The following is a 25,943-nucleotide window of genomic DNA, read 5'->3' on the forward strand; positions in this document are numbered from 1 at the left end:
TCACCGCCGCTGACCGGCCACGATACGATTCGCGGGTGAGTACAGCCCCCACTCCTGAGTTCCGCTACAGCGACCTGCTGCCCACGGGCGCCGACGACACGCCCTATCGATTGATCACCACCGAAGGTGTGTCGACGATCGAGGTGGACGGTCAACGCTTCCTGAAGGTGACACCCGAGGCCATCACGAAGCTGACCGCCGAGGCGATGCACGACATCAGCCACTACCTGCGGCCGGCGCACCTCGCGCAGCTGCGCAAGATCATCGACGACCCGGAGGCGTCGGGCAACGATCGCTTCGTCGCGCTCGACCTGCTCAAGAACGTCAACATCTCCGCCGGAGGTGTCCTACCGATGTGCCAGGACACCGGTACCGCGATCGTTATGGGCAAGAAGTCAGAGGGTGTGCTGACCGGCGCCGACGACGCCGAGGCCATCTCGCGTGGTGTCTTCGACGCCTACACGAAGCTCAATCTGCGGTACTCGCAGCTGGCGCCGCTGACGACCTACGACGAGAAGAACACCGGCACCAATCTGCCTGCGCAGGTGGAGATCTACGCCACCGAGCAGGGGCCGAAGGGACCGGAGTACAAGTTCCTGTTCATGGCCAAGGGCGGCGGGTCGGCCAACAAGTCGTTCCTGTTCCAGGAGACCAAGGCCATCCTGAATCCCAAGCGAATGCTGGAGTTCCTCGACGAAAAGATCCGGTCGCTGGGCACCGCCGCCTGCCCGCCGTATCACCTGGCGGTGGTGATCGGCGGGACGTCGGCCGAATTCGCCTTGAAGACAGCGAAATACGCGTCGGCCCACTATCTCGATGCGTTGCCGACGGAAGGCTCTATGTCGGCGCACGGGTTCCGTGACACCGAGTTGGAAGACGAGGTCTTCAAGCTCACCCAGTCCTTCGGGATCGGCGCCCAATTCGGCGGCAAGTACTTCTGCCACGACGTCCGGGTGGTCCGCCTGCCGCGCCACGGCGCTTCCTGTCCGGTGGCCATCGCGGTCTCGTGTTCGGCCGACCGGCAGGCGCTCGGCAAGATCACCGCCGACGGTGTGTTCCTCGAGCAACTCGAGACCGACCCCGCCAAGTACATGCCCGCCGTCGGCGTCACCGAGGACATCGAGGGCGGCGAGGCGGTCGAGATCGATCTCAACCGCCCGATGCCCGAGATCCTGGCCGAACTGTCCAAGCACCCGGTCAAGACCCGGCTGTCGCTGACGGGCCCGCTCGTGGTCGCCCGCGACATCGCGCACGCCAAGATCAAAGAACGCCTCGACGCCGGCGAACCGATGCCCGACTACCTGCGCGACCATCCCGTCTACTACGCCGGCCCCGCGAAGACCCCGGAGGGGATGGCGTCGGGTTCGTTCGGTCCCACCACTGCCGGCCGCATGGACTCCTACGTGGAGCAGTTCCAGGCCGCCGGCGGCTCGATGGTGATGCTCGCCAAGGGGAATCGGTCCAAGCAGGTCACCCAGGCCTGCGGTTCGCACGGCGGGTTCTACCTGGGCTCGATCGGCGGCCCGGCCGCCCGCCTGGCACTCGACTGCATCAAGAGCCAGGAGGTCATCGAGTACCCCGAGCTCGGTATGGAAGCCGTGTGGAAGATCGAGGTGGAGAACTTCCCCGCGTTCATCGTCGTCGACGACAAGGGCAACGACTTCTTCACCGATCCGGGTGGCGCGGTCACCGTGCCGCTGGGGGTTCGCGTCCGGTCGTGAGGACAGTGCCGTAGATCGGTGTCGACATGTGGCCTCAAAGTACGGCGATATCGATCTACGACGCAGTCGGGCACGACGTACATGGAGTCACCGCGCCATCCCACCCACGGGCACGCAATACCTGTCCGATCTGGCGAGCCGTCTGACAAGGGCGGTCGAACACCTGCCCCCAACCGACGCGAAGCGTCTGGCGTTGAGCATCGACGGCGGCATCAAGGTCCCGCTGCAGGTCGAGATCTCGGTTCCGTGAGTCGTCATGGGCCGCACGACCATCGAGTTCGATCACCAACCCCCACTCCACATAGTCGACATCGCGGAACCCACGGCGACCGACTGTGGTCGCGGCCTGTCGCGCCGGCTCGGGCAGTCCATGCCTGCGTTCGACAGCCACCAGATATCCATGCTCGAGGACCGAGCACGTCCCGTTGGCCACATCGTCGAGAACGCCCGCCACAAACTCTCGACGGCGCATCCGTGGCCGACCCCAAATCGCGCCTATCAGACGGTCCGCAGTCGTCTTCCGGGAGTTGACGGCGTCCGCCAGACATGCGATGACGTCAGTCTCCGACCGCGCTTCAGCGGCGACGTCGAGGACCGCCTGCTCCACTCGCATGCGCGGAGGATGCGTTTCCCACATCACCTTTGCTTCGAGTTGAGTCCCGTAGTGGACGACGACGCCGGGACGCCGTGTCACCCGACGTGAGCGATCCACGACGATGTGGATAGGACCGGAGTCGGGTGTGCCGTCGGAATTCAGTGCCGAGCGGTGGCTCAGCGCAGCAGGGTGAACGTCGAGGACTGCACACCAGGCTCGCTGGCGCCACGTCAGCGGCCCGGTGTGGTTGACGTAGACGCCCGGATACACCCGAGCCCATTCCCGACAACGCACTTTGCGACGGATGAACGCGGCGGTGTACCCGCGCGCCGTCACCTGGTGCCGCGCGACAACGCCGTCTTGCTCGACAAGAAAGTCGTCGAGTTGCGACAGGGCGGGAGCGCAGGTCGGATCAATCACCCCCGAACTCTGAGCGACTCACCCGCCGATATCCCCGTCCGCAGCGCCGCTGTGCATAACGTCCGTCGGCATCCCCAATCCGCCGACTGTTGCGCCGTACTTTTGTGTCAACTGACGACCCGAAAGTACGGCGGATCTCACAACACCATCCATGGCCCGGACGTATGGGGTGAGTACCGTGGTTATCACCGCCGATGAAGCTGGAGGAACACGAATGACCGAACAGCAGTACCGCATCGAGCACGACACGATGGGCGAGGTCAAGGTCCCGATCGATGCGCTCTGGCGCGCACAGACCCAGCGGGCAGTGGAGAACTTCCCGATCAGCCATCGACCGTTGGAGCGCACCCAGATTCGCGCGATGGGCTTGCTCAAGGCGGCGTGCGCCCAGGTGAACAAGGATCTCGGACTGCTGGACGCGGCACAGGCCGACGCGATCATCGCGGCCGCCAAGGAGATCGCCGAAGGAGCGCACGACGACCAGTTCCCCATCGACGTGTTCCAGACGGGATCGGGCACCAGCTCCAACATGAACTCCAACGAGGTCATCGCCTCGATCGCCAAGGCCAACGGTGTCGAGGTGCATCCGAATGACCACGTGAACATGTCGCAGTCGTCGAACGACACCTTCCCCACGGCAACCCACGTCGCGGCAACCGAAGCCGTTGTCACCGACCTCGTCCCGGCACTCGATCATCTTCGCCTGGCCCTGCTCGACAAGTCCACACAGTGGCGCGAGGTGGTCAAGAGCGGCCGGACGCACCTGATGGATGCGGTACCAGTGACCCTCGGCCAGGAGTTCGGCGGTTACGCGCGCCAGGTGGAGGCCGGCATCGAGCGGGTCACCGCGACCCTGCCACATGTCGGTGAACTGCCCATCGGCGGCACCGCCGTCGGCACCGGGCTCAACGCCCCGGAGGCCTTCGGCACCAAGGTCGTCACCGAACTGCGCCGGCTGACCGACGTCGACGCCCTCTCGCTGGCCACCGACAACTTCGAGGCGCAGGCAGCGCGCGACGGCCTCGTCGAACTGTCCGGAGCGCTGAAGACCGTCGCCGTCTCCCTCACCAAGATCGCCAACGACGTCCGCTGGATGGGATCGGGCCCGCTCACCGGACTCGGTGAGATCCTGCTCCCCGACCTGCAGCCCGGAAGCTCCATCATGCCCGGCAAGGTCAATCCTGTTCTCCCCGAGGCGGTCACCCAGGTGGCCGCACAGGTGATCGGCAACGATGCCGCGGTGACCTGGGGTGGCGGCAACGGCGCCTTCGAGTTGAACGTGTACATCCCGATGATGGCCCGCAACGTACTCGAGTCGCTGAAGTTGCTGGCCAACGTGTCTCGCCTGTTCGCCGACCGCTGCATCAGCGGACTGGTGGCCAACGAGGAGCGGTTGCGCACCCTCGCGGAGAGTTCGCCGTCCATCGTGACCCCGCTCAACAGTGCGATCGGGTACGAGGAGGCGGCCGCAGTTGCCAAACAGGCACTCAAGGAGGGCAAGACGATTCGCCAGACCGTGGTCGACCGCGGCCTGATCGGCGACAAGCTGTCGGAAGCAGAACTCGACGCACGCCTCGACGTGCTGAAGATGGCCAACCTCGATCGCGAACGCTGAGCACTGTCGTGGAGCAATTCCCCGAGAACTGGCAGACCGCACTCGTGCTGGTCGCCCATCCCGATGACCCCGAGTATGGGATGGCCGCGGCCGTCGCACGATGGACCGCGTCAGGCAAACGCGTCATCTACGCACTGGCGTCGAGCGGCGAGGCAGGCATCGAGGGCATGGACCCGGCCACGGCCGGGCCCGTCCGGGAAAACGAGCAGCGCACTTCCGCCGCCATCGTCGGGGTCGACGAGGTGGAGTTCTGGGGCTTCCCCGACAGCGAGATCCGCAATACCGCCGAACTCCGCGACCGTGTGCGCGACACCATCTGTCGCGTGCATCCCGACGTGGTCCTGTCGCTCTATGGCGGACCCGAGTGGGCTCCGGGGATGCCCAATCAGCGCGATCACATGGAGTTTTCCGCCGCCGTGCTCGATGCCTACGACAGCCTCGACGTCGAGCGGCCGCGGTGGCTCTTCGAAAACGGCCCCGCCGCCACGCACAGGGTCGACGTGGCCGATCAGATCGATCTCGCGGTGCGGTCACTGGCCGCACACGAGCAGTACCTCTCGGTGCTCGACCCTGACACCCCGGTGATCGAGCAGGCCCGCCGGCAGATCGACATGGTCACCGGTGGTGAATTCTGCGGCTTCGAACTCAAGCGTTCGCGACCCTGACCGAACCGGGACGTTGGTGGCGCTCTGAGTGCGCCCAGCGAAACGGGGACCGGCCGATCGCCGATCCCCGCCTCTGGTGTGCGGAGGCTCAGCCGCCCGCGGTGGTCTGCGACAGCGACGGCAGCAAGCTGACGAGCTGATTGAGCAATTGGGTCAGGGAATCCGCGCCGGGCATCGCCGACGTGCTCGGCGACGACGACTCCGGCACCGCCGACTGGGGTGTCGACGATTCGGGAGCCGACGATTCGGGCGTCTGAGGGTCGGATGCCTCCGATCCCGACGACGCAGATCCCGACGGTCCGGCCTGATTCACCCCGATCGCGATCTTCGGGTGCTTGGCCGGATCGAGCCAGGTCAACACCTTGCGCATCAGATCCTTGTCGATGGCGATGCACCCCATGGTCGGCTGGTTGTTGGTCACGTGCAGGAACATCGCCGACGCCTTACCCGGAATCCGCTGCGGGTTGTGCGCGATGTTGACCGCATAGTCGTACACCGGCCCGGAGTCGTAGAGGTTCTCACTGTCGCCGCCGGGACTCTGCACCTGTCGCACCATCGTGTTGTAGGTGGGCGACTTCATGTTCGAGTCCCACCAGTCCTGCCGATCGACCTGCTTGTAGGGCATCTTCGTGCCCGGGTTCGGCAGTCGACCGAAGGCCTGGTCCAGGTCGAAGGTGCCCTCTGGTGTGCGATAGACGTTGTCCTCGGGTTCACCTATCCCGAGCGATCCGAGGAAGGCCTTCGTGGGGCCGATGACCGGTTTCCACGCGTCGTCGGTGCCACGTTCGAAGGCGGTCAGGGTCGCCGTGGTGTCACTGGCCTCCGGCGCGGTGACGACGATCATCTGACTGCTGTCGACCTCGGAACTCCCGGTGCCCCCGAGCCCGAGGTTGCCGGCGAGGGTGTTCAATACCTCGTCGAGCATCGGGATACCGGTCTCGGGAATCGGCGATCCCGACGGCGCGGCCGGCGTCGTCGACGGTGTCGTTGTTGCGGGTGCGGCGAGTGCGCTACCGGCACCTCCGGCAACGGCGGCGACGACCGCGATCACCAGAAGTCCCAGAAACCTCATTCGTCTCATCAGTAACTTCAGCACCACACCAGTGTGCCAGCGAGTGCGAGCTTGTGAGTCTCGTGCCGGTCACGGTGCGATTGTGATCGGATCACTGCTGAACCCGATCGTTCGTGGACGCGGTATAGACGCCAACCGCGCACCCACCACGTTCACGCGCATGTCGGAGCATGCGCGTGAACGCGACGAGTGCGCGGTTGGCGAAAGGGGCCCGGCTATGCGCCGGGGGCGAACTCCTCGAGCATGTCGGTCACCAAGGCCGCGATCGGCGAGCGCTCACTGCGAGTCAGTGTGACGTGCGCGAACAGCGGGTGGCCCTTCAGTTTCTCGATGACCGCCGCGACGCCGTCGTGGCGGCCGACCCGAAGGTTGTCGCGTTGGGCGACATCGTGCGTGAGCACCACGCGCGAGCCGGCTCCGAGCCGTGAGAGCACAGTCAGCAGCACGTTGCGTTCCAGCGATTGCGCCTCGTCGACGATCACGAAGGAGTCGTGCAACGAACGGCCGCGGATGTGGGTGAGCGGAAGCACCTCGAGCATGCCGCGGCTCAACACCTCCTCGATCACCTCGGGCGATGCGAGACCTTCGAGGGTGTCGAAGACAGCCTGCGCCCAGGGCCCCATCTTCTCCGCCTCACCGCCGGGCAGGTATCCCAACTGTTGGCCGCCGACCGCGTACAAGGGCCGGAAGACGACCACCTTTCGCTGGGTACGGCGTTCCAGAACTGCCTCGAGTCCAGCGCACAGCGCCAGCGCCGATTTGCCGGTGCCCGCCTTGCCGCCGAGCGACACGATCCCGACGCTGTCGTCGAGCAGGAGGTCGAGGGCCACACGCTGTTCTGCCGACCGGCCATGTAGACCAAAGGCCTCACGGTCGCCGCGGACAAGCTGCACCCGCTTGTCCGCATTGACCCGACCGAGCGCGCTGGACGAATGGCCGAGCAGCCGAATACCGGTGTGGCATGGCAACTCTCGCGCTTCGTCGATGTCCACGACGCCCTCGGCGAACAGGGTGTCGATACTCGTGCTCTCGACGTCCAACTCGGTCATCCCGGACCATCCGGACACCACCACGTCCTGTGCGTGGTACTCGTCGGCGGCAAGACCGACGGCGCCGGCCTTGACGCGCAGCGGGGTGTCCTTGGAGACCAGCGTGACGTCACTGCCTTCGGCGCGAAGATTCAACGCGCAGGCGAGGATTCGGGAGTCGTTGGTCTCGGTTCGGAAACCTGCCGGGAGCACCGCCGGATCGGTGTGGTTGAGCTCCACCTGCAGCGTGCCGCCCTCGTCACCGATCGGGAGCGGAATGTCGAGGCGGCCGTGCTCGAGTCGGAGGTCGTCGAGCAACCGGAGTGCCTCGCGAGCGAACCAGCCGAGTTCATGGTGGTGACGTTTGCCCTCGAGTTCGCCGATGACGACCAGCGGCAAGACCACATGGTGTTCGGCGAAACGCGTGACCGCCCAGGGATCGGAGAGCAGGACGGAGGTGTCGAGGACGTAGGTGCGTGTGGTCACGTAGGGCTCCTACGTTTGTGCGGGCCCCGCACAAACCAGTTGCGACGACCGGCGGGTTCTTGCCCGTCTTGGCTGGTCAGCCAAGGTGGACGAGGACCGGGGCCGGCCCTCTCGCGTTGCTGGTGCAAACCACGAATCGAACCTCCCGGACGAACCGCTTCCCCGCGGTCCGTCACTGGCCAACGTACGCCGAAACACCCCTGCCCGGCGCGGCGGACAGGGGTGTGTCGGCGTGAATTATGCGTTAACGCACGTTGCCTGGCGGCTACGTCGCGCTGGTTACACCGGCGCGATCCAGAACGCGACGTCGAGCCTCTTCTGCCTCGCCGTCGAGGCCTGCGACCGACGCGAGCTTGCATGCGTCGACGATGGCGGCTGCGACGCGAGTGCGGCTCTCGGCATCCTCGTAACCGGCGATGAGTGCGCGCTCGGCGTCGAAGTCGGCGATGTCGGAGCCGATGGGCTCGGTCTCCAACCGGGCCAGCGCCTGGTCGACGGCGACCACCGTGGCGGCCGGATCGGCGACGAGTCCGGCGTTGAGGAAGGCGCCGAACGTGGCGGCCTGCACGGCGTCGTCGGCAGCGATCTTGTCGAGAATCTGTCCGAACACGTCGTCGGTGACCGCAGCACGGAGCTTCTCGATGTAGCCCACGCATTGGTTCTCATGCACCGCCATCAGCGCGAGCACGTCGAGCGGTCCCAGATTCTCGATCGATTCGGGACGCTGACGGTAGCCGGCGGTCACGTGTATGCGGCGTCGCTCCTCGGCATCGACCGGGTCGATGGCGCGGGTAACGACAAGGAAGTCGCGCAGCACGATGGCGTGCCGGTTGTCCTCGGCGGTCCACACGCCCACCAACTGACGCCAGTCGGAGAACGCCGGGAAGTGCATGGCCAGCACCCGGTGGTAGGACGGCAGGTTGTCCTTGGTCAGCAGCAGTGCCAGGACACCCGCGCGGGCCTCGTCGGAGATCGTCGACTGCGTCGAATCCCAGTCCTCACCACCGAGGAAGGCGAAGTTGCGGCCCTGGTCCCACGGCACCCAGTCGTGCGGTTTCCAGGGACTGGCAGCCGCCTGATGGTCCTCGGCGATCTCCGGCAGCGCCTTGGAGAGCGCGATGATCAGCTCATCGGTGGTCAATGCATTCACCGGAGCAACAATAGAGAACCGCCCCGCAGTCTGGCCACCCTGGGTCCGGGGGCGCAGCGCCGTCGGCGCTGCGACGTCAGGTGGGATTCACCCGCGGCTCATCAGCCCCCAGTCCTCGAGTCCGTCGTAGAGCGGGAAGTCCAGCGCCAAGCGCGACACACGCCCACGCAGGGCGGAGACGTCGGCATCGGTACCGGCCGCCAGTGCGGTCGCGATGATGTCGGCGACCTCGGTGAACTCCGTGTCCCCGAAACCGCGGGTGGCCAGCGCCGGTGTCCCGATCCGCAGACCCGAAGTCACCATCGGCGGCCGCGGATCGAAGGGCACCGCGTTCCGGTTGACCGTGATGCCGACCTGGTGCAGCAGGTCTTCGGCCTGCTGACCGTCGAGCCGGCTGTTACGCAGATCCACCAGCACGAGGTGGACGTCGGTGCCCCCGGTGAGCACCGAGATGCCCGCGTCGGCAACGTCGGAGCCGGTGAGCCGGTCGGCCAGGATCTTCGCCCCCGAGAGCGTGCGCTGCTGCCGCTCGACGAATTCGTCGGTTCCGGCGATCTTGAGCGCGACGGCCTTGCCCGCGATGGCGTGCATCAGCGGCCCGCCCTGCTGCCCGGGGAACACCGCCGAGTTGAGCTTCTTGGCCCACTCCTGCTTGGCCAGGATGATGCCCGAGCGCGGCCCGCCGAGCGTCTTGTGCACGGTGGACGAGACGACGTCCGAGTACGGCACCGGCGACGGGTGCAGCCCGGCGGCGACGAGGCCGGCGAAGTGCGCCATGTCGGTCCACAGGTAGGCGCCGACCTCGTCGGCGATGGACCGGAACGCCTCGAAGTCCAGCGTGCGCGGATATGCCGACCAGCCGGCGCAGATCACTTTCGGCTTGCCCGCGAGCGCGATCTTGCGGACCTCATCCATGTCGATGCGGAAGTCCTCTTTGCTGACGCCATAGGACTCGATCTCGTAGAGCTTGCCCGAGAAGTTCAGCCGCATGCCGTGGGTGAGATGCCCGCCGTGTGCCAGGTCGAGACCGAGCATCTTCTCGCCCGGGGTCATCAGCGCCATCAGTACGGCGGCGTTGGCCTGTGCACCCGAGTGTGGCTGGACGTTGGCGAAGTCGGCGCCGAACAGCTCTTTGGCCCGGTCGCGAGCGATGTCCTCGACGACGTCGACGTACTCGCAGCCACCGTAGTAACGACGCCCCGGGTACCCCTCGGCGTACTTGTTGGTGAGCACGCTGCCCTGGGCCTGGAGCACCGCGCGCGGCACGAAATTCTCGGACGCGATCATCTCGAGGGTGTCCCGCTGCCGGCTCAACTCGCCGTTCATCGCCGCAGCCACATCCGGGTCGAGTTCGGCCAGGGACATCGAATTCAGGCTCATGGCAGACAAGTCTATTGTCCCGGCCTCGGGTCCTGGAGTTCGGCTCTCAGCAATGCCGGGGTGAGCGGTTCGTCGAGCAGGCGACCGAAGCGTTCCAACCGCTGCGTTTCGGGTGCGGCATCGAGCCACTCACCCAGCAGGCGGTACCCCTCGACATAGGTAGAGATGTAGGCGCGCCACAGCGGGGAGGTCAGGAATCTCAGCATCTGACGCGCTCGCTCGGGCGGCGCGAGCAGCCATTGCTGCAGGAACTCGGCGACAGTGTCCTGATCTGCCCGACGGTCGTGCAGCAACAGCGCAGCGTCCTGACGGACCCCCACCAAGCCCGCCGACGCGCGCGCCATCCGCACAGCACGGGCACCGTCGAACCGCAGTCCGAGATCGGCGTAGATCTCCTGCGCCCACTGACCCCAGTCCGGGCCGATCGCCGCGTGCAGGGCGTGGTCGGCGAGGCCCTCGGCCATCAGGCACTGCGGGGTGTTGACCACGAACAGGGTCTGCTCCTGCTGCCCACCGCCCACCAGGATCTCCTCTTTGCGGCAGTGCTCGGTGTGATGTCCGGGGTACGCCTCATGCGCGATGAGGTGCGGCAACGTCGACATGTACTGCGTGAGGTCGAGGTTGATGGCGACCCGCGACCGGTAATCGCCGAGGTAGTAATTGAACCCCGACCACGGCTTGTCGGTGACGACCTCGAACTCGACGATCTCGCTATCCGGCAAGGGATGAGTGGACCGCACCCGTTCGCGCAGCGCACCGGCAAAGGCGCGCACGCACTCGTCGACACGGTCCGGCGGGATCTCGTCGGATCGCTTGTAGGCCGCATAGGCCTCAGCCAGCGCTACCCCCGACGCACCCGGAACACCGAGTTCGGCGGCCATCGCCGCGTGGGCATCTCGGTATGCCTGCTGATCGCCGAGGTCGATGTCCACGTCGAAGTAGGCACGCACCTCGTCGACGAACGCGATCTCCTCACCTGCGAACTTGCGCGCCGAGCATTCCAGCGCCGCGAGGTGCGCACGCAGGAATTCCACTCGCGCGGGGCCAAGCTCGGCGGGCAGCTCTGACGAAAGTCCGCGCGCCCGATCGGCTAGTACGGCCGGGTCGGGCGCGGGAGCGGCGGCCACCTCGGCCCGCAGCGCCGGGTCGCCGGTGTAGGCGTCCACAAAACCCTCTTCCAGCCTGTCGAAGGCCAGCCCCAAGCGCAGGTAGTCCGTGATCGGTGCGGACGCGGCAGTTGTCATGACCGGAGGCTACCGGTGGTGCGCGATTCCGTCCGCCCTAAGCTGTAGGACCATGGCACGCGACACGACCGGGCGCGATCCCAGTCTGTATCTGGAGCTCGACCGTCGGCAGTGGCGTGAACTCCGCGAATCCATGCCCATGGTGTTGACCAACGCCGAGCTGCAACAGCTGGTGGGCCTCGGCGAACAGGTCGACCTCGACGAGGTCGCCGATGTGTATCTCCCGCTGTCACGTCTGATCCACCTACAGATCGCGGCACGCCAACGACTGTTCGCGGCCACGTCCACCTTTCTCGGCGAACGCCAGACCAACCGGCAGGTGCCATTCGTGATCGGCATCGCCGGCAGCGTCGCGGTGGGTAAGTCCACCACCGCCCGCGTGCTGGCCGCCCTGCTCGCGCGGTGGGAGTCGCACCCGAAGGTCGACCTGGTCACCACGGATGGATTCCTTCTGCCGACCGCCGAGTTGGAACGTCGGGGAATCATGCACCGCAAGGGTTTTCCCGAGTCCTATGACCGACGCGCGTTGCTACGTTTCGTCACCGAGGTCAAGTCCGGCGCACGCGAGGTGACCGCCCCGGTCTACTCACACATTGCCTACGACATCGTCCCGGACGTGAGGCATTATGTGCGGCAACCGGACATCCTGATCCTGGAGGGGCTCAACGTCTTGCAGACCGGACCCACCCTGATGGTGTCCGACCTGTTCGACTTCTCGATCTACGTCGATGCCAAGACCTCCGACATCGAGCAGTGGTATATCTCACGCTTCCTGCAGATGCGCACCACCGCATTCGCAGACCCACAGTCGCACTTTCATTATTACTCGTCCCTGACCGACGAGCAGGCGACCATCGCGGCGCGCGACCTGTGGACCTCGATCAACCAGCCCAACCTGATCGAGAACATCCTGCCCACCCGACCGCGCGCCACACTGGTGCTACGCAAGGACGCCGACCACTCGATCAACAGGGTCCGCCTGCGAAAGCTGTGATCCTGGCCGACAACCTTGACGCTCAAGGCATTCTGCGTTCATCCAGCCCCGCAGGGTAGCGCCCGGCGACAGCAATCCGGTTCCACGCGTTGATCATGACGATGGCGGCGATCACCTGCCCGAGTTCGACCTCATCGAAAAGTGCTGCGGCACGCTCGAACACATCATCCGGAACGCCATCGTCGCCCACCTGGGTCACGTGCTCGGCCAGATCGAGCGCGGCCCGCTCCCGATCGGTAAAGAGGTGCGGCGCGTCGGCCCACAGGGCCACCATCCCCACCGCCTCCGGCTCCACCTCGGCCGACCGGGCATCCGACAGGTGCATGTGCAGGCAGTAGGCGCAGCCATTGATCTGCGACACCCGAATCCTGATCAGTTCGGCCAGGCGCGGCGCCAGCCCCTCGGCCGAGGCACGCTGCAACGCCACCAGAGCCTTGTACACCGTGGGGTTTGTCCGCGGAATCCACATCCGCCGAGTGTCATGCGGCGCGGCGGTCGGCGCGCTCATGCCGCGTACTCCGCATCCAACCACTGGTCCAGCGTTGTGGTGGTGACCACGTCGGGACGCTCGGGGACGAGACCACCGTTCCGAATCGCAGTGCCGCCGAAGCGGATGCCCACCACCCAGCGTGGCGACCCCGATCGGCGAGCGATGGCCTTGCCGATGTCAGCGAGGTCGAGCACGTGTGGGCCGGCCACCTCGACGTCACCTTCCGGCGCGGTGGTCACCGCACCGACCAGCGCCGCAGCGGCGTCGGCCGCCGACAGTGGCCGGCAACGCATATGGGGCACGGCGGCAACCGGACCCAACCGCAGAGTGCTCATCATCTGCCGCGCCAACTCGTACCATTGGGCCGAGCGCACGATCGTCAGAACATCGGCGGGCAGCGACTCGCGGTAGACCTTCTCCTGCGCAGCCTTGCCCTGGTAATAGCCGAACTTGGCGTTGACCGCCGGGTCAGCGGCATTGATGATCGACAAGCACACGACCCGCCCCACGCCGGCGGACAGCGCAGCGGTCGAGACGTTGCGAGCAACCGTGCCGAAGAAGTCGATCGCGGTGTCCGCGCTTGTCGTCGTCACGTTCACGCAGTCGACAACCACGTCGGCGCCACTGAACGCTTCACTGAGTCCAGTGCCCTCGTAGGCATCGACACCTGTCGACCGATGCGCCGCGGTCACCTCAATCCCCTGCGCACGCAGGCGATTGACCACCTCACTGCCGATCTCACCGCTCGCACCCAACACGATCACCTTCATGACCGCCCCTCTCCTCGATGTGGTATCGACTTCCACAGTAGGAGTGGATTGCACCAGAAAACTGGTTCAATTCAAGGGTGGACAAGAGTGTCAATCCAGATCCGTGGGAGCGGATCGCGCAACATCTGGGCGTCGATCTCTACCTGGATCTGCAGCCCGACCCGGCGGGCAGCACCCGCGGACGAGGCGCACGCCGTCGCCACTCGCTGGCCTCCGCGCTTCGTGAAGCGATCAGCGACGGCCGATTGGGACCAGGAACCCTGCTGCCTCCGTATCGGTCGCTGGCCGCCGACGTCGGGCTCGCGCGCGGGACGGTGGCCGCCGTCTATCAGGAACTGATCGCCGAGGGGTGGCTGGTGGCCCGCCAGGGGTCGGGCACCCGAGTCGCCGACACCCCACGCCCCGGGGTCTCGGCACCCACGCGCAGTGTGCGTCAGACGTCCACCATCGACCACGATTTCGGGCTCGGCCAACCCAATCCGTCGCTGTTCCCGCGTGCGGACTGGATCGCCGCGACGCGTCGTGTGTTGTCCGACGCCCCGGACCGGACATTCGGACCCGGCGATCCACAAGGCAGCGAACGGCTTCGCAACTCCTTGGCCGGATACCTGGCGCGCGCCCGCGGGGTGCGGACCGACCCCGCCCACATCGTGTTGACGACATCGGTTCTGCGCGCGCTGGAGTTGCTGTCGCGCACCGTATTCGGTGATGTCCTCGCGGTGGAGAGCCATGGGTTGCCGTTTCACCGCGCGGCCGTCGAACGTGGCGGAACGGCGACCATGCCAGTTCCGGTCGACGGCGACGGCGCCGCGGTCGACCGACTATCCGACGAGGCGTCGGCGGTGCTGCTGACCCCGAGCCATCAGTACCCGACCGGGGTGCCCCTGTCCCCGTCGCGCCGTGCCCGAGTCATCGAGTGGGCGGGCGATCATGACGCGCTGGTCGTCGAGGACGACTACGACGGCGAACTCCGCTACGACCGAGAGCCGGTGGGCGCCCTGCAGGCCCTCAACCCCGACGTGGTGATCTACACCGGTTCGGTCAGCAAAAGCATCTCACCGGCGGTGCGCATCGCCTGGCTGGTCCTGCCACCTCGTCTGGTCGAGGTGGTACGCGCGACGAAAGGCCGCCGGGAACCCGACGCCAGCATCATCGATCAACTCGTCTTGGCCGAGCTCATCGATTCCGGCGCCTACGATCGGCACATCCGCCGCAGCCGCCAGTACTACCGGCGTCGGCGAGATGTCCTCACCGATGCATTGGCCCATGCGGGCGTGACGATCCCGGGGATCGCCGCCGGGCTCCACGCAGTGATCCCACTCCCTTCCCACGACGAGGACACGGTATTCGATGCGGCACTTCGCCGACGGTTCGCTCTGGCGAAGATGTCGCAGTATCGCCATCCGGACACAAGCATCGACGACAGCTCGCCATCGGGCCTGGTGGTCGGCTTCGGCACTCCCCCTGCGTCGTCGTATCAAGCCGACGTCCGGGCGCTGGTGTCATTGGTCACCGAATACCTATGAATCCGTATGCCGTTGGTGTTTCCCCTTTTCTGGAATCCATGGAGTCCATCCACACCCATCACCGACCACGAGAACTCGCCGCACAGAACAAACGAATCACACCACCCCCGAGCAGCAACCCGGCCTGCGAGGCCGCGCCACCCCTGATCCCCGAGGAGCGTCCGAGCCTGCGAGGCGCTCACGAAGGGTCCACCCACGCAACCACTCTCACGCACGAATACTTGTCGGACCCCGTCGCTATCCTGAACGCAACACCCACCGAACAAGTCCATCCACACCCCACCCGCAGCACCCGAAAGTTGTCATACCCACCCGATACTCTGATACCAGTTCGATTACCCACCAACGCTTCCCGATCACTAGAGAATCGGAGAGTAAGCCCCAGCCATGAATCGCAAAGAGCGCAACAACGAACAAGCGAAGCGCCCTGATCCCTGAGGAGCGTCCGAGCGTGCGAGGCCGCGTCACGAAGGGGCCACCACCGCAACCACTCTCACGCACGAAAAGTTGTCGGACCCCACCGGTATCCTGAACCCAGCAGCTCACCGAACAAGTCCATCCACAGCCCACCCGCACCACCCCAAAGTTGTCGGACCCACCCGATAGTCTGATAGCAGTTCGATTCCCCACCAACCCATCCCGATCTCGCTGTTGTCGCCGAAAGGAGTGTCTTGTGTTCACCTTCACCGATCGTGCCGCCGACGACGCTCTGCTGGCCAGCAGCAGTCTGGACGAGTTGGCGCAGTATGGTCGCGACCTGTTGCGGCTGAGTAATCAAGCCCAGGCCCTGGCGATGCAGATCGCGCGTCAGATCGGTGAATCCACCTACAACGAGCGCCTGGCCGGATACAACGATTATGTCCCGAACCGCATCCGCAACGCCGCCGACAAAGCCGCGAAAGGCGAAATCTCACTGCAGTTGGGCATTTCCCGAACCAAAGCCAGCGAATGGATCCACCTCGACGAACTCCTCGACGAGCACCCCAAGATCCGTGATGCCTTCCGCGCCGGCGACCTGAGCCCCCACCGGCTGGGTGTGGCCATCCGCGGCGCCGCCACCGGGCCCACCGGCGACCTGCGGGCACGATTGGGCGAACTCTCCGACAACGCCGACACCGACGACACCGACAGCAAGGATGTCGACTCAGAACTCACCCTCGACCTCGACGACCCCGAAGCCGACCTCGACGCCGGCACCGACGATGACGGCACCGACGTGGCCGACACCGACGAGGAGGGCTCCGATGATGCTGGTGATGCTGCGGCCGAGACCGACCCTTCCGCCACCGACGATCCCGACGACGGCGATGAGCCGTGGGATTTCGACGATGTGGTGCTCGATCTGGCCAGCCGACCCACCACCGACACCGCCCTGCGAGATGATCTCGACGCCATCATCATCAGCCTCGACCCCGATCGAGCCGCCGAGACCCGGGAGGACATCACCGACCTGTTCGGGGATGTGACGATCGGTAACGAAGCGTTCGGGCACATGACCGTCGATGCCTGCATCCCCGCCGAACACGGCGTGCACCTGCGCGACCGCATCAGCGCCCTCATCGGACGACGGGTGTGTCGTCGTGATGGGCGCAGCATCAAAGCCCAACGCGTCGCCGCGTTCGCCGAGATCATCAAAGCTCCCGGCGCAAAACTGCGCTGCCACTGCGGCGACGACACCTGCCCCGCCACACCAACCCGCACCAGCAACCCGGGGCAGGCCACGCCCGCCACCCCGAGTTCGGTCACCGACGATGTCCGCGACTCCTCGGTCGACACCAGCACGGCGGACGACACCGACGCAGCCGTCGAGACCGCCGACGAACCCGCGGTGGGTGGGCCGGATGCGGCCGAAGAACAGCCGATCACCCTCGCCGACATCGACGACGACAGCGACATCGAGGTCGAGGTCGAGGTCGAGAGCGAACAATCCGACATCGGAACCGATGACGTCGACACCGCTGACGTCGCACCCTCCCTGCAACCCCGACGAGACTTCATCACCGCACCACCCGCCGAACACGACACCGACGTCGCCGACGCGGAACCAGCCGACGACACCGACTCCGACTCCGACCTCATCGTCCCCGGCCTGACCCTGCTGCGCGACCCGACCGGTCTCGACCCGACCCGCCTGATGGGCTACGGCGCCATCGATCCCGCCCACGCCGCACGAATCGCACCACACGCCACCACCATCACCGCCCGACCGAGTGAAACCCGCACCGCCAGCGGACTGATCATCTTCGGCAACCGCACACCGGCCCCACCGATCGACCTGACCGGGCACGGTGGGTTCGCCGCCCCACCACCGGGGGCACTGACCTACAGGCCGTCAGCCGCGTTGCGGGCGGAGATCATCCAACTCGACCGACGCTGCCGCTACCCGTACTGCGGCAGACCGTCCGAGGAATGCGAACTCGACCACCTGCTCAAGTTCTGCCATGCTGACCCGGTGGCCGGTGGCTGGACCGTGGCCTTCAACCTCGCACCCCTGTGCCGCCCCGACCACGACCGCAAACATGACGGGCCGTGGATACCGACCATGCACACCGACCGCACCATCACCTGGCGCAACGCGCGCACCGGACAGATCATCGTCACCTACCCGCGCTGACGCCTCGGCCGAATCGCGGTCACCTATCGGACCGAATCCGCGGGTCACTTGCCGAAACGACGACTCCGTGCCGCATAGTCACGCAGTGCCCGAAGAAAGTCGACCCGACGGAACTCGGGCCAGTACGCGTCGGTGAACCAGATCTCCGAATAGGCGCTCTGCCACAGCAGGAATCCGGATAGTCGCTGTTCACCCGAAGTGCGAATCACCAGGTCGGGATCCGGTTGCCCCTTGGTGTAGAGGTGCTCGTCGATCGCATCGACCGTCACCGCATCGATCATCTGTTCCCCGGTCGCGCCCGCAGCGAGACGGTCGGCCAGCAACGACTGCACGGCGTCGACGATCTCCTGGCGGCCGCCATAGCCGACTGCGACGTTGACGTTCATACCAACTCGATCGACAGTGCGCTCCGACGCCCGACGCAGCCGCTCGGCGACCGGCTCGGGCAGCCCCGCCAGATTGCCGACGATCCGCACACACCAGTTGCCGTCCGGTCCGGAAATCTCGTCGACGATGTCGGGCACGATTTCCATCAACGCGTCGAGTTCGTCCGACGTCCGCTGCAGATTCTCTGTGGACAACAGGTAGATGGTGACCGTGGAGATGTCGAGCCCAGCACACCAGGACAGCATTTCGGCGATGCGCTGCGCACCGACCCGGTGACCGTGGCTGACGTCCTCGAATCCGGCCTCGCGCGCCCACCGCCGATTTCCGTCGCAGATGATCGCGACATGACGGGGCAACCGGGAGGTGTCCATCAGCTGGATGAGCCGACGCTCGTACACGCTGAGCATGGGACGTCGGAGCCGATCGGGAAGAAGTTTCATCGCTGCCTGATCTTATCCGCTCCAAAAGTTACGGTACCGTAGGTTCCGTGACCTTCCTGGCGCATGAGACCTCGGCACCCGTCCCGCCGCGGATGCGGGGCGTGATCCATCAGTACGCGGCTATGGCCGCCATCTGCGCCGGGTTCGCCGTGGTCGTCGGCGCCGTGATCATGCGCGGCCCCTTCGCCGCCATGACATGTGCGATTTACGCGCTCACCACCTTCGGTGTGTTCGCGGTCAGCGCGAGCTATCACCGCATCCCCTGGCGCACGCCACGGGCGAGGGTCCGAATGAAACGCGCCGACCACTCGATGATCTTCCTGTTCATCGCCGGCACCTACACGCCGTTCTGCGCGATGGCACTGCCCGCAGATGTGCGCTGGTGGGTCCTGGGCATTGTGTGGCTGGGCGCAGTTGCCGGCGTCGCGCTCAAACTCGCGTGGCCGGCAGCCCCCCGATGGCTCGGCGTGTCGCTGTATGTCCTGCTCGGCTGGGTGATCGTGGTGGTCGCACCCGCCCTGGTCACCGAGGCCGGTTGGGCGGTGATCATCCTGCTCGCCGCCGGTGGCGTGTTCTACACCGTCGGCGGCATCCTCTACGCGGCCCGCTGGCCCAACCCGTGGCCATCCACATTCGGCCATCACGAGGTGTTCCACGCCTGCACCGCCGTCGCCGCGGCACTCCACTACATCGCCGTCTGGCTGGTGCTGGCCGCCTGAGCCTCGGGCCGCCGACCCTTCCCCAACTCGTCTTCACCGATCCATCACCCGCCGGCCAGGTGTCCGTCGCACCCCGTCCAGCCGCGCCTGATCGGGTGGCGCCATGCCCAGCGGCGTGCCGGACATCGAACTCTGCGGAGACCGCACTCTCCGAATCGGCATGACCCGCCGTCGATTCCTGAGCTGGAGCGGGGCCGTCGCCGCTCTCGCATTCACGCCCGGCATCCTCGGTGACACCGCCTCGTCGACTGGTGCGTCGGCACCAGACAGCCCCCTGTTCGCCCTCGGGGTGGCGTCTGGCGATCCGCTGCCCGATGGCGTCGTGCTGTGGACACGCCTCGCCCCGCGACCACTGGCCCGCGGCGGCGGGATGGGCGCCCGTCCGATCGAGGTGGCCTGGGAAGTGGCCGCCGACGAGGCGATGACGCGACCGGTGCGCCACGGACACGCTCCGGCCACCGCGGAGAACGGCCACGCCGTGCACGTCGACGTCCGGGGGCTGGAGCCGGGTCGGGAGTACTTCTATCGATTCGCCGCTCTCGGCGAGCGATCTGCGGTCGGTCGAACCGTCACCGCACACGCCGCCGGTACGGACGCACCGATGACCTTCGCGCTCGCCTCCTGCCAGTCGTGGGCCGACGGCTACTACGTCGCCTACGCCGACATGGCCACACACGCCCCCGACGTGGTGTTCCACCTCGGCGACTACATCTACGAGAAACCCATTAATCGCGGCGGCGGTCGTCGTCACACCACGGCCATGCCCGAATCCGCGGCACGTGAATGTCTCGATCTCGACGACTACCGCGATCGATACGCCCTCTACAAACTCGACCCGCACCTCCAGCAGATCCATCGGACCAGCCCATTCGTCACCACTTTCGACGACCACGAGGTCGACAACAACTGGGCGGCGGACATACCCGAAGACGGCATGACTGTCCCCGACTTCCTCGTCCGCCGCGCCCACGGCCTGCGAGCATGGTGGGAACACACACCGGTCCGCCTGGCCCACCGTCCGTACGGCGCCGACATCCGCGCCCACCGTCGCCTGCGCTTCGGAACCCTCGCCGAGTTCAGTGTGCTCGACACCCGCAGCCATCGCAGTGACCAGGTCAACGGCGACGTCGACGCCCCGCAGGACGCCGCCACTGCCGACCCGCGTCGTTCCATCCTGGGTCCCATCCAGGAACGCTGGCTGCTCGACGGATTCGCACGCAGCGAGGCCCGTTGGAACGTGCTTGCCCATCAGACACCGATCGCCGACCTCGCCCGCACCCTCGACGGTCGGCGCGCGGTCAGCATGGACGGTTGGAGCGGATATGAGGCATGCCGGGCCCGTATACTCGACGGTGCAAGAGAGCGCGGCGTGACCGATCTGGTGTCCGTCGTCGGCGACATCCACCGCAACGTGGTGACCGACCTCCGCACCAGCTATCGCGACGAATCCCCCACCATCGGTGTCGAGTTGGCCGGCACATCGATCGCATCGGGGGCCGATGGCCGCGATAGCCACGATTCCGACCGCGCCTTGAAGGCCGCATCACCCCACGTGCGCTTCGGCAACGCCCAGCGTGGCTATGTCCTCAACCGGCTGCAGCGTGACCGTTGGGACGCCGAATTCCGGGTGGCCGACTCGATCGGCAGCCCGGCCGAGCGTCTGCACACCCGGGCAGTGGTCACCATCGAGACGGGACGCCCCGAGGTCGACATCGTCTGACGGCCCGGCGTCCTGCCTGCCGACACCCGCGGGCTGGCGCTCTGGATCGCCCGCTATCGCAAGGGCCGCCGCCGATCAGGCGGTGCAGCTCGACCGCATGCTGACCGTGGCGCGAGACGCCGGCGTCACCAACAAGGTCGAGATCACCGCGCCGGCCGATGTGCAGACCGCCTACCAGGTGACCGAGACCCGCGAGGTGTGGCAACTCGGGTCTGCTGTTCGGGCTGCTCAGCCAACTCGCGCCGACAGGACGCGGGCGAGCTGACGGCTGCGATCACCCTGTGACTCCCCCGACCACCATGAGTCGGGGCACTCACCTGCCGAGGTCGCTCAGCTACGGGCCAGCGTCGCTAGCACGGCGGCGCTGGCCTCCCAGCCCATGCACTTGTCGGTCACCGACTGCCCATAGGTCAACTGTTCGTCGTCCGGGGATTGCGCGCCAGGCTCGAGGAAGCTCTCCAACATCACACCGCTGATCGTCACCGGTGCGCCCGACGTCCGGGTCGCACGGATGGCGGTGGCGATCTCCTCGGCGACCTCGGCCTGGCGGATGTGGTCCTTGCCCGAGTTCGCATGCGAGCAGTCGATCATGATCCGTTCGGGCAGACCGGCCTTCGCCAGCGCGGCGACCGCAGACGCGACCGACTCGGGATCGTGATTGGGTCCGGTCGTGCCACCACGCAAGATCACATGGCACTCGTCGTTGCCCGCCGTCTCGACGACCGCACCGTGTCCGAAGTCGTCGACACCGAAGAAGACGTGCTGGGCGGCTGCCGCCTTGACGCCGTCGATGGCCACCTGCACGTTGCCGTCGGTGCCGTTCTTGAAGCCGATCGGCATCGACAGGCCCGAGGCCAGCTGCCGGTGCACTTGTGACTCGGTTGTGCGGGCGCCGATCGCACCCCAGGCCACCGCGTCGGCGATGTACTGCGGGCTGGTCGGCTCGAGGAACTCACACCCGACGGGCAGACCGAGGTCGATGATGTCGAGCAGCAGCGAGCGCGCGGTGCGCAGGCCACGCTCGACGTCGAACGAACCGTCCATCCCGGGATCGTTGATGAGGCCCTTCCAGCCGACGGTGGTGCGCGGCTTCTCGAAGTAGACCCGCATGACGATCTTCAGTCGGTCCGCGTGGTCGGCGGCCAACGGCGCCAGTCGCCGTGCGTAGTCGATGGCCGCGATCGGGTCGTGTACGGAGCAGGGACCAACCACCACCAGCAGGCGGTCGTCGCGGCCGGCGAGGATGTCGGCGACCTCCTCGCGGTCACGCTGCACGGTCAGCGCACGACGCGACGTCAGCGGCAATTCGGTGCGGATGGTGTCCGGAGACGGGATGGAGCGGAACGACTTGATCCGGCGGTCCGAGGTGGATTCGGCGGCGGTCAAGTCCGAGATGGTGGTCACGTCATGCCTTTCGGGGTCAGGCCCGGTCGTATCGGGTGGCCCCTGGTTGTTCGTACGTCACCGGAGGCCTGGAAATGACAAAAGCAGCAACCTGACGGTCGCTGCTCGGGGCTCCGGGTGTTACGCGCGCGGCGATTCAGCGCTTCATCGCGGCCCCACCCGGAGCCTCGATAAAGCGCCAATAGACGCGTGCGGTGTTCATCACGGCGACCAGGCTAGCACGACGCCAGATGACGACCAATCGCAGTCACGGATGACCTCGGTCGATCAGCTGACTCAGCACGATGATCGACTCGGAATGATCCACGGGACCGGCACTACGGATCCGCTCGAGCGCCTGCTCGAGATGACGGACGTCTCGGGCGCGCACCCGCAGGATCGCGTCTGCCTGACCGGTGATGGTGGCGGCGCTGACCACCTCGGGAATCGGCTCCCACGCATCCTTGAGCGCCTGCGGCGAGATGTTGCCGCGACACGAGACCTGCACATACGCCTCGGTGGTCCACTGCATCGCATATGGATCGATCACTATGGTGAATCCCTTGACCACACCATCCTCGACGAGACGATCCACCCGTCGCTTCACCGCCGGCGCCGACAGTCCCACCACGTCACCGATCTGCGCGTAGGTGGCCCGGGCGTCGCGGGTCAGGCAGGCGAGCACCTTCTCATCCAACTCATCGAGTTCACGCAACACATCTCCGTTTCACGACAGATGATGCACACTCTATTGCATAGAGCAGCAAGATTCGACGATTGTTTGCATCATCGACCCAGGCTAGCGTCGATTCATGACGATCACGAGCCCTGCCGCCGTGTCCGCGACCACCCGGTTTCCCCGGGTGCGCACCTATGCGATGACCCCGCCGATCCATTTCACTGTCGACTACGCGATCAACCCCTGGATGGACCCCACGGTGCCGGTGGACACCGACCGCGCAATCTCGCAGTGGCGCCACCTTCGCGAGGTCTACGAGTCACTCGGGCACACCGTGCTCGGGGTCGATCCCCAACCCGGCCTGCCCGACATGGTCTACGCGGCCAACGGCGGTCTCAGCGTCGCGGGTGCGACGATCGCCGCGCGCTTCGCGTTCGACGAGCGGGCGGCAGAAGGTGATCACTATGCCGACTGGTTCGCCGCCAACGGCCTCGGACCGGTACACCGCACCACCGGCGTCCAGGAAGGCGAGGGCGACTTCCTGGTGGTCGGCGACCGCATCCTTGCGGGCGCCGGATTCCGCACCGACCCCGCCACCCACGCCGAGGTGGCCACGCTGACCGGGATACCGGTCATCACACTCGAACTCGTCGACCCACGCTTCTATCACCTCGACACCGCACTCGGTGTGCTCGATGACGATCTGATCGCCTATTACCCGCCCGCCTTCTCGCCTGCCTCGCAAGCGGTGCTCGCCGCACTGTTCCCCACCGCGATCATCGCCGCCGACGCCGACGCGTTCGCACTGGGTCTGAACTTCGTCTCCGATGGTCGCCGAGTCGTGATGACCGATGCGGCACCGGCACTCGCACACGCACTGCGAACGACCGGTTTCGAACCGGTGCTCGTCGACATGTCCGAACTGCTCAAAGGTGGCGGCGGAGTCAAGTGCTGCACCCTAGAATTGAGGGGCTCCGACAGGGAGGTGAACGTGGTGTCCGCGAGTGAACCACATGTGGCGCACAACTATTCGCCATTGCCGGTGACCGCCGCATCCGCCGAGGGCGCCTGGATCACCGACGTCGACGGACGCCGCTACCTCGATTGTCTCGGCGCCTACTCTGCGGTGAACTTCGGGCATCGCCATCCGCGGATCGTCGCGGCCGCTCTCGATCAGATCGGGCGGGTCACCCTCACCAGCCGCGCTTTCCGCTCTGCGGGACTCGAGCCGTTCTGCGCAGCGCTGGCGACCCTGTGCGGCAAGGACATGGTGTTGCCGATGAACACCGGCGCCGAGGCCGTGGAGTCCGCGATCAAGGTCGCCAGAAAGTGGGGATACGACGTCAAGGGCGTCGCCGACGGTGCCGCCACGGTCATCGTTGCCGGCGGCAACTTCCACGGCCGAACCATCAGCATCGTCAGCTTCAGCGACGATCCCGAGGCACGCACCGGATTCGGTCCCTTCACACCAGGTTTCGTACAGGTCCCCTACGGTGACGCGGACGCGGTCGCGGCCGCCATCGATCAGAACACGGTGGCGGTGCTCCTCGAACCGATCCAAGGCGAGGCCGGCATCATCGTGCCGCCAGAGGATTATCTACCGCGTGTGCGAGACTTGTGCACCAGTCAGAATGTGCTGATGATCGCCGACGAGATCCAGTCCGGACTCGGCCGCACCGGCACCACCTTCGCCTGCGCGCACTGGAATGTCGAACCCGACGTCTACACCCTGGGCAAGGCGCTCGGCGGCGGCATCCTGCCGGTGTCGGCGGTCATCGCCGACGCCGGCGTCCTGGGTGTGCTGCACCCTGGCGAGCACGGATCGACCTTTGGCGGTAACCCGCTGGCGGCAGCGGTGGGCCATACCGTGGTCGACATGCTCGCCGACGGGACCTGGCAACACCGGGCGGCCGAACTGGGCGCACACCTGCACGCCCGACTGGGCGAACTCGTCGGCAGCGGTGTGGTCGCGGTGCGCGGACTGGGGTTGTGGGCCGGCATCGATGTCGAGCCCTCCCTCGGCAGCGGGAAGGACGTCTGTCTGCGACTGGCCGAGCGTGGCGTGCTGGCCAAGGACACCCACGGGTCGACGCTACGACTCGCTCCGCCGCTGGTGATCACCCGCGAGGAAATCGATTGGGCGGTGGATCAGTTGGCGGAGGCCGTACGCTCGTCCTCGTGACCGACCACAGCACCAGCGCATCGTCGCAGATCAACCGCCGCGTCCTGCTCATCCGGCACGGACAGACCGAATGGTCGCTGACCGACCGCCATACCGGTCGCACCGACATCGACCTGACCGCGCGTGGCGAACAAGACGCCCGCGCGCTGGCCGGGATCACCGACCGGCTCGGGTTGACCGACCCTTACGTGTTCGCCTCCCCGCGCACCCGGGCACGGCGGACCGCCGAACTGGCCGGTCTCACCGTCGACGAGGTCGACGACCGGTTCGCCGAGTGGGACTACGGCGACTACGAAGGACTGACTCGCGCGCAGATCCACGCCGACGGCGATCCGGAGTGGACGATCTGGACCGCCGGTGGCCCGCGCGGTGAATCGGTGCAGGACATGACCCGCCGGGTCGACGGGGCCGTGGACCTCGTCGAGCAGCGTCTCACCGACGGCGACGTTGTCGTCGTCTCCCACGGCCATTTCTCCCGATCCTTCGTCTGTCGCTTCCTGGGCTGGCCGATCGGGCAGGGCTCGGCCATTGATCTACGGCCGGCCGGCGCGGCGATGTTGATGCAACTCGGCAGCGATCGCCGGCTGTGCACGCTGGTGGGCCCCGAAGGTGCGGCCGCCACCCACGCCGCGTTGTGACCACTGAGTCGCACGTGGGGCCCAA

Annotated in this window: 22 protein-coding genes; 11 read left to right on the top strand and 11 right to left on the bottom strand. The window is 66.4% G+C overall.

Translation table 11 applies throughout. The features are described from left to right. Nucleotides 1-35 precede the first annotated feature (35 nt). Nucleotides 36-1,721, top strand: coding sequence for a fumarate hydratase (locus ACIGKQ_RS14735; RefSeq protein WP_328714141.1), 1,686 nt, complete (start codon nt 36-38; stop codon nt 1,719-1,721). A 55-nt stretch (nt 1,722-1,776) separates the two neighbouring features. Here the strand turns inward: ACIGKQ_RS14735 and ACIGKQ_RS14740 are convergent, their stop codons facing one another. Next, nucleotides 1,777-2,736 (bottom strand): hypothetical protein, encoded by a 960-nt coding sequence (locus ACIGKQ_RS14740; protein WP_396574238.1) that lies wholly within the window; start codon nt 2,734-2,736, stop codon nt 1,777-1,779. A gap of 214 nt (nt 2,737-2,950) precedes the next feature. Between ACIGKQ_RS14740 and ACIGKQ_RS14745 the strand changes: the two genes are divergently transcribed. Both ACIGKQ_RS14745 and ACIGKQ_RS14750 read left to right on the top strand, forming a co-directional pair. Then, nucleotides 2,951-4,351 (top strand): class II fumarate hydratase, encoded by a 1,401-nt coding sequence (locus ACIGKQ_RS14745; RefSeq protein ID WP_396574240.1) that lies wholly within the window; start codon nt 2,951-2,953, stop codon nt 4,349-4,351. Between the two features lie 8 nt (nt 4,352-4,359). Beyond that, the gene (locus ACIGKQ_RS14750) at nt 4,360-5,016 is read left to right on the top strand and encodes a PIG-L deacetylase family protein (RefSeq protein ID WP_266059605.1); all 657 of its coding nucleotides are present in this window, start codon (nt 4,360-4,362) and stop codon (nt 5,014-5,016) included. A gap of 88 nt (nt 5,017-5,104) precedes the next feature. On the opposite strand, the gene ACIGKQ_RS14755 is transcribed toward ACIGKQ_RS14750, so the two are convergent. The 5 genes from ACIGKQ_RS14755 to ACIGKQ_RS14775 form a co-directional block, all read right to left on the bottom strand. Continuing rightward, a complete protein-coding gene (locus ACIGKQ_RS14755; RefSeq protein WP_396574242.1) occupies nt 5,105-6,088 on the bottom strand; it encodes a L,D-transpeptidase in 984 nt (327 codons plus the stop codon). A 215-nt stretch (nt 6,089-6,303) separates the two neighbouring features. Beyond that, a complete protein-coding gene (locus ACIGKQ_RS14760) occupies nt 6,304-7,602 on the bottom strand; it encodes a PhoH family protein (RefSeq protein ID WP_235723672.1) in 1,299 nt (432 codons plus the stop codon). A gap of 265 nt (nt 7,603-7,867) precedes the next feature. Continuing rightward, nucleotides 7,868-8,752 carry an acyl-ACP desaturase gene (locus ACIGKQ_RS14765; RefSeq protein WP_235723671.1) on the bottom strand — a complete coding sequence of 295 codons (885 nt, stop codon included), beginning with the start codon at nt 8,750-8,752 and terminating at the stop codon, nt 7,868-7,870. A gap of 87 nt (nt 8,753-8,839) precedes the next feature. Continuing rightward, nucleotides 8,840-10,117 (bottom strand): serine hydroxymethyltransferase, encoded by a 1,278-nt coding sequence (gene glyA, locus ACIGKQ_RS14770; RefSeq protein ID WP_235723753.1) that lies wholly within the window; start codon nt 10,115-10,117, stop codon nt 8,840-8,842. Between the two features lie 26 nt (nt 10,118-10,143). Next, the gene (locus tag ACIGKQ_RS14775) at nt 10,144-11,376 is read right to left on the bottom strand and encodes a DUF885 domain-containing protein (RefSeq protein ID WP_396574244.1); all 1,233 of its coding nucleotides are present in this window, start codon (nt 11,374-11,376) and stop codon (nt 10,144-10,146) included. Between the two features lie 52 nt (nt 11,377-11,428). On the opposite strand from ACIGKQ_RS14775, the gene coaA reads away from it, so the two are divergent. Then, nucleotides 11,429-12,370, top strand: a complete 942-nt coding sequence (coaA, locus tag ACIGKQ_RS14780) for a type I pantothenate kinase (protein ID WP_266059608.1) — start codon at nt 11,429-11,431, stop codon at nt 12,368-12,370. 22 nt (nt 12,371-12,392) lie between these two features. Here coaA and ACIGKQ_RS14785 read toward each other — a convergent pair whose 3' ends face one another. After that, the gene (locus ACIGKQ_RS14785) at nt 12,393-12,878 is read right to left on the bottom strand and encodes a carboxymuconolactone decarboxylase family protein (RefSeq protein ID WP_235723668.1); all 486 of its coding nucleotides are present in this window, start codon (nt 12,876-12,878) and stop codon (nt 12,393-12,395) included. Next, nucleotides 12,875-13,630, bottom strand: a complete 756-nt coding sequence (locus ACIGKQ_RS14790; protein ID WP_235723667.1) for an SDR family oxidoreductase — start codon at nt 13,628-13,630, stop codon at nt 12,875-12,877. The genes ACIGKQ_RS14785 and ACIGKQ_RS14790 overlap by 4 nt, the downstream gene beginning before the upstream one ends. A 77-nt stretch (nt 13,631-13,707) precedes the next feature. Here ACIGKQ_RS14790 and ACIGKQ_RS14795 point away from each other — a divergent pair, with 77 nt between their 5' ends. After that, the gene (locus ACIGKQ_RS14795; RefSeq protein WP_396574246.1) at nt 13,708-15,156 is read left to right on the top strand and encodes a PLP-dependent aminotransferase family protein; all 1,449 of its coding nucleotides are present in this window, start codon (nt 13,708-13,710) and stop codon (nt 15,154-15,156) included. A gap of 673 nt (nt 15,157-15,829) precedes the next feature. After that, nucleotides 15,830-17,770: a hypothetical protein gene (locus ACIGKQ_RS14800; RefSeq protein WP_396574248.1), complete on the top strand. Its 1,941-nt coding sequence runs from the start codon at nt 15,830-15,832 to the stop codon at nt 17,768-17,770. Nucleotides 17,771-17,814: 44 nt separating this feature from the next. Here ACIGKQ_RS14800 and ACIGKQ_RS14805 read toward each other — a convergent pair whose 3' ends face one another. Beyond that, a complete protein-coding gene (locus tag ACIGKQ_RS14805; protein ID WP_235723664.1) occupies nt 17,815-18,597 on the bottom strand; it encodes an isoprenyl transferase in 783 nt (260 codons plus the stop codon). A 92-nt stretch (nt 18,598-18,689) separates the two neighbouring features. Here ACIGKQ_RS14805 and ACIGKQ_RS14810 point away from each other — a divergent pair, with 92 nt between their 5' ends. From ACIGKQ_RS14810 to ACIGKQ_RS14820, 3 genes are all read left to right on the top strand, one after another. Continuing rightward, nucleotides 18,690-19,316, top strand: coding sequence for a hemolysin III family protein (locus ACIGKQ_RS14810; protein ID WP_235723752.1), 627 nt, complete (start codon nt 18,690-18,692; stop codon nt 19,314-19,316). A 103-nt stretch (nt 19,317-19,419) separates the two neighbouring features. Beyond that, a complete protein-coding gene (locus ACIGKQ_RS14815) occupies nt 19,420-21,036 on the top strand; it encodes an alkaline phosphatase D family protein (RefSeq protein WP_396574249.1) in 1,617 nt (538 codons plus the stop codon). A gap of 82 nt (nt 21,037-21,118) precedes the next feature. Beyond that, the gene (locus ACIGKQ_RS14820; protein ID WP_235723662.1) at nt 21,119-21,301 is read left to right on the top strand and encodes a hypothetical protein; all 183 of its coding nucleotides are present in this window, start codon (nt 21,119-21,121) and stop codon (nt 21,299-21,301) included. Between the two features lie 65 nt (nt 21,302-21,366). Here ACIGKQ_RS14820 and ACIGKQ_RS14825 read toward each other — a convergent pair whose 3' ends face one another. Further along, on the bottom strand, nt 21,367-22,440 hold the full coding sequence (locus tag ACIGKQ_RS14825; RefSeq protein ID WP_266059614.1) for a 3-deoxy-7-phosphoheptulonate synthase: 1,074 nt from the start codon (nt 22,438-22,440) through the stop codon (nt 21,367-21,369). A 247-nt stretch (nt 22,441-22,687) separates the two neighbouring features. Further along, nucleotides 22,688-23,134 carry an Lrp/AsnC family transcriptional regulator gene (locus ACIGKQ_RS14830; RefSeq protein ID WP_266059616.1) on the bottom strand — a complete coding sequence of 149 codons (447 nt, stop codon included), beginning with the start codon at nt 23,132-23,134 and terminating at the stop codon, nt 22,688-22,690. A 97-nt stretch (nt 23,135-23,231) separates the two neighbouring features. Between ACIGKQ_RS14830 and rocD the strand changes: the two genes are divergently transcribed. Both rocD and ACIGKQ_RS14840 read left to right on the top strand, forming a co-directional pair. Beyond that, entirely contained in the window at nt 23,232-25,280 is a 2,049-nt protein-coding gene (rocD, locus tag ACIGKQ_RS14835; RefSeq protein WP_396574251.1) for an ornithine--oxo-acid transaminase, read from the top strand. Continuing rightward, nucleotides 25,277-25,918, top strand: coding sequence for a histidine phosphatase family protein (locus tag ACIGKQ_RS14840; protein WP_235723659.1), 642 nt, complete (start codon nt 25,277-25,279; stop codon nt 25,916-25,918). The genes rocD and ACIGKQ_RS14840 overlap by 4 nt, the downstream gene beginning before the upstream one ends. The last annotated feature ends 25 nt before the right edge of the window (nt 25,919-25,943 follow it).

The sequence above is a fragment of the Gordonia sp. NPDC062954 genome (genome assembly GCF_044543825.1).
Taxonomy (GTDB): domain Bacteria; phylum Actinomycetota; class Actinomycetes; order Mycobacteriales; family Mycobacteriaceae; genus Gordonia; species Gordonia tangerina.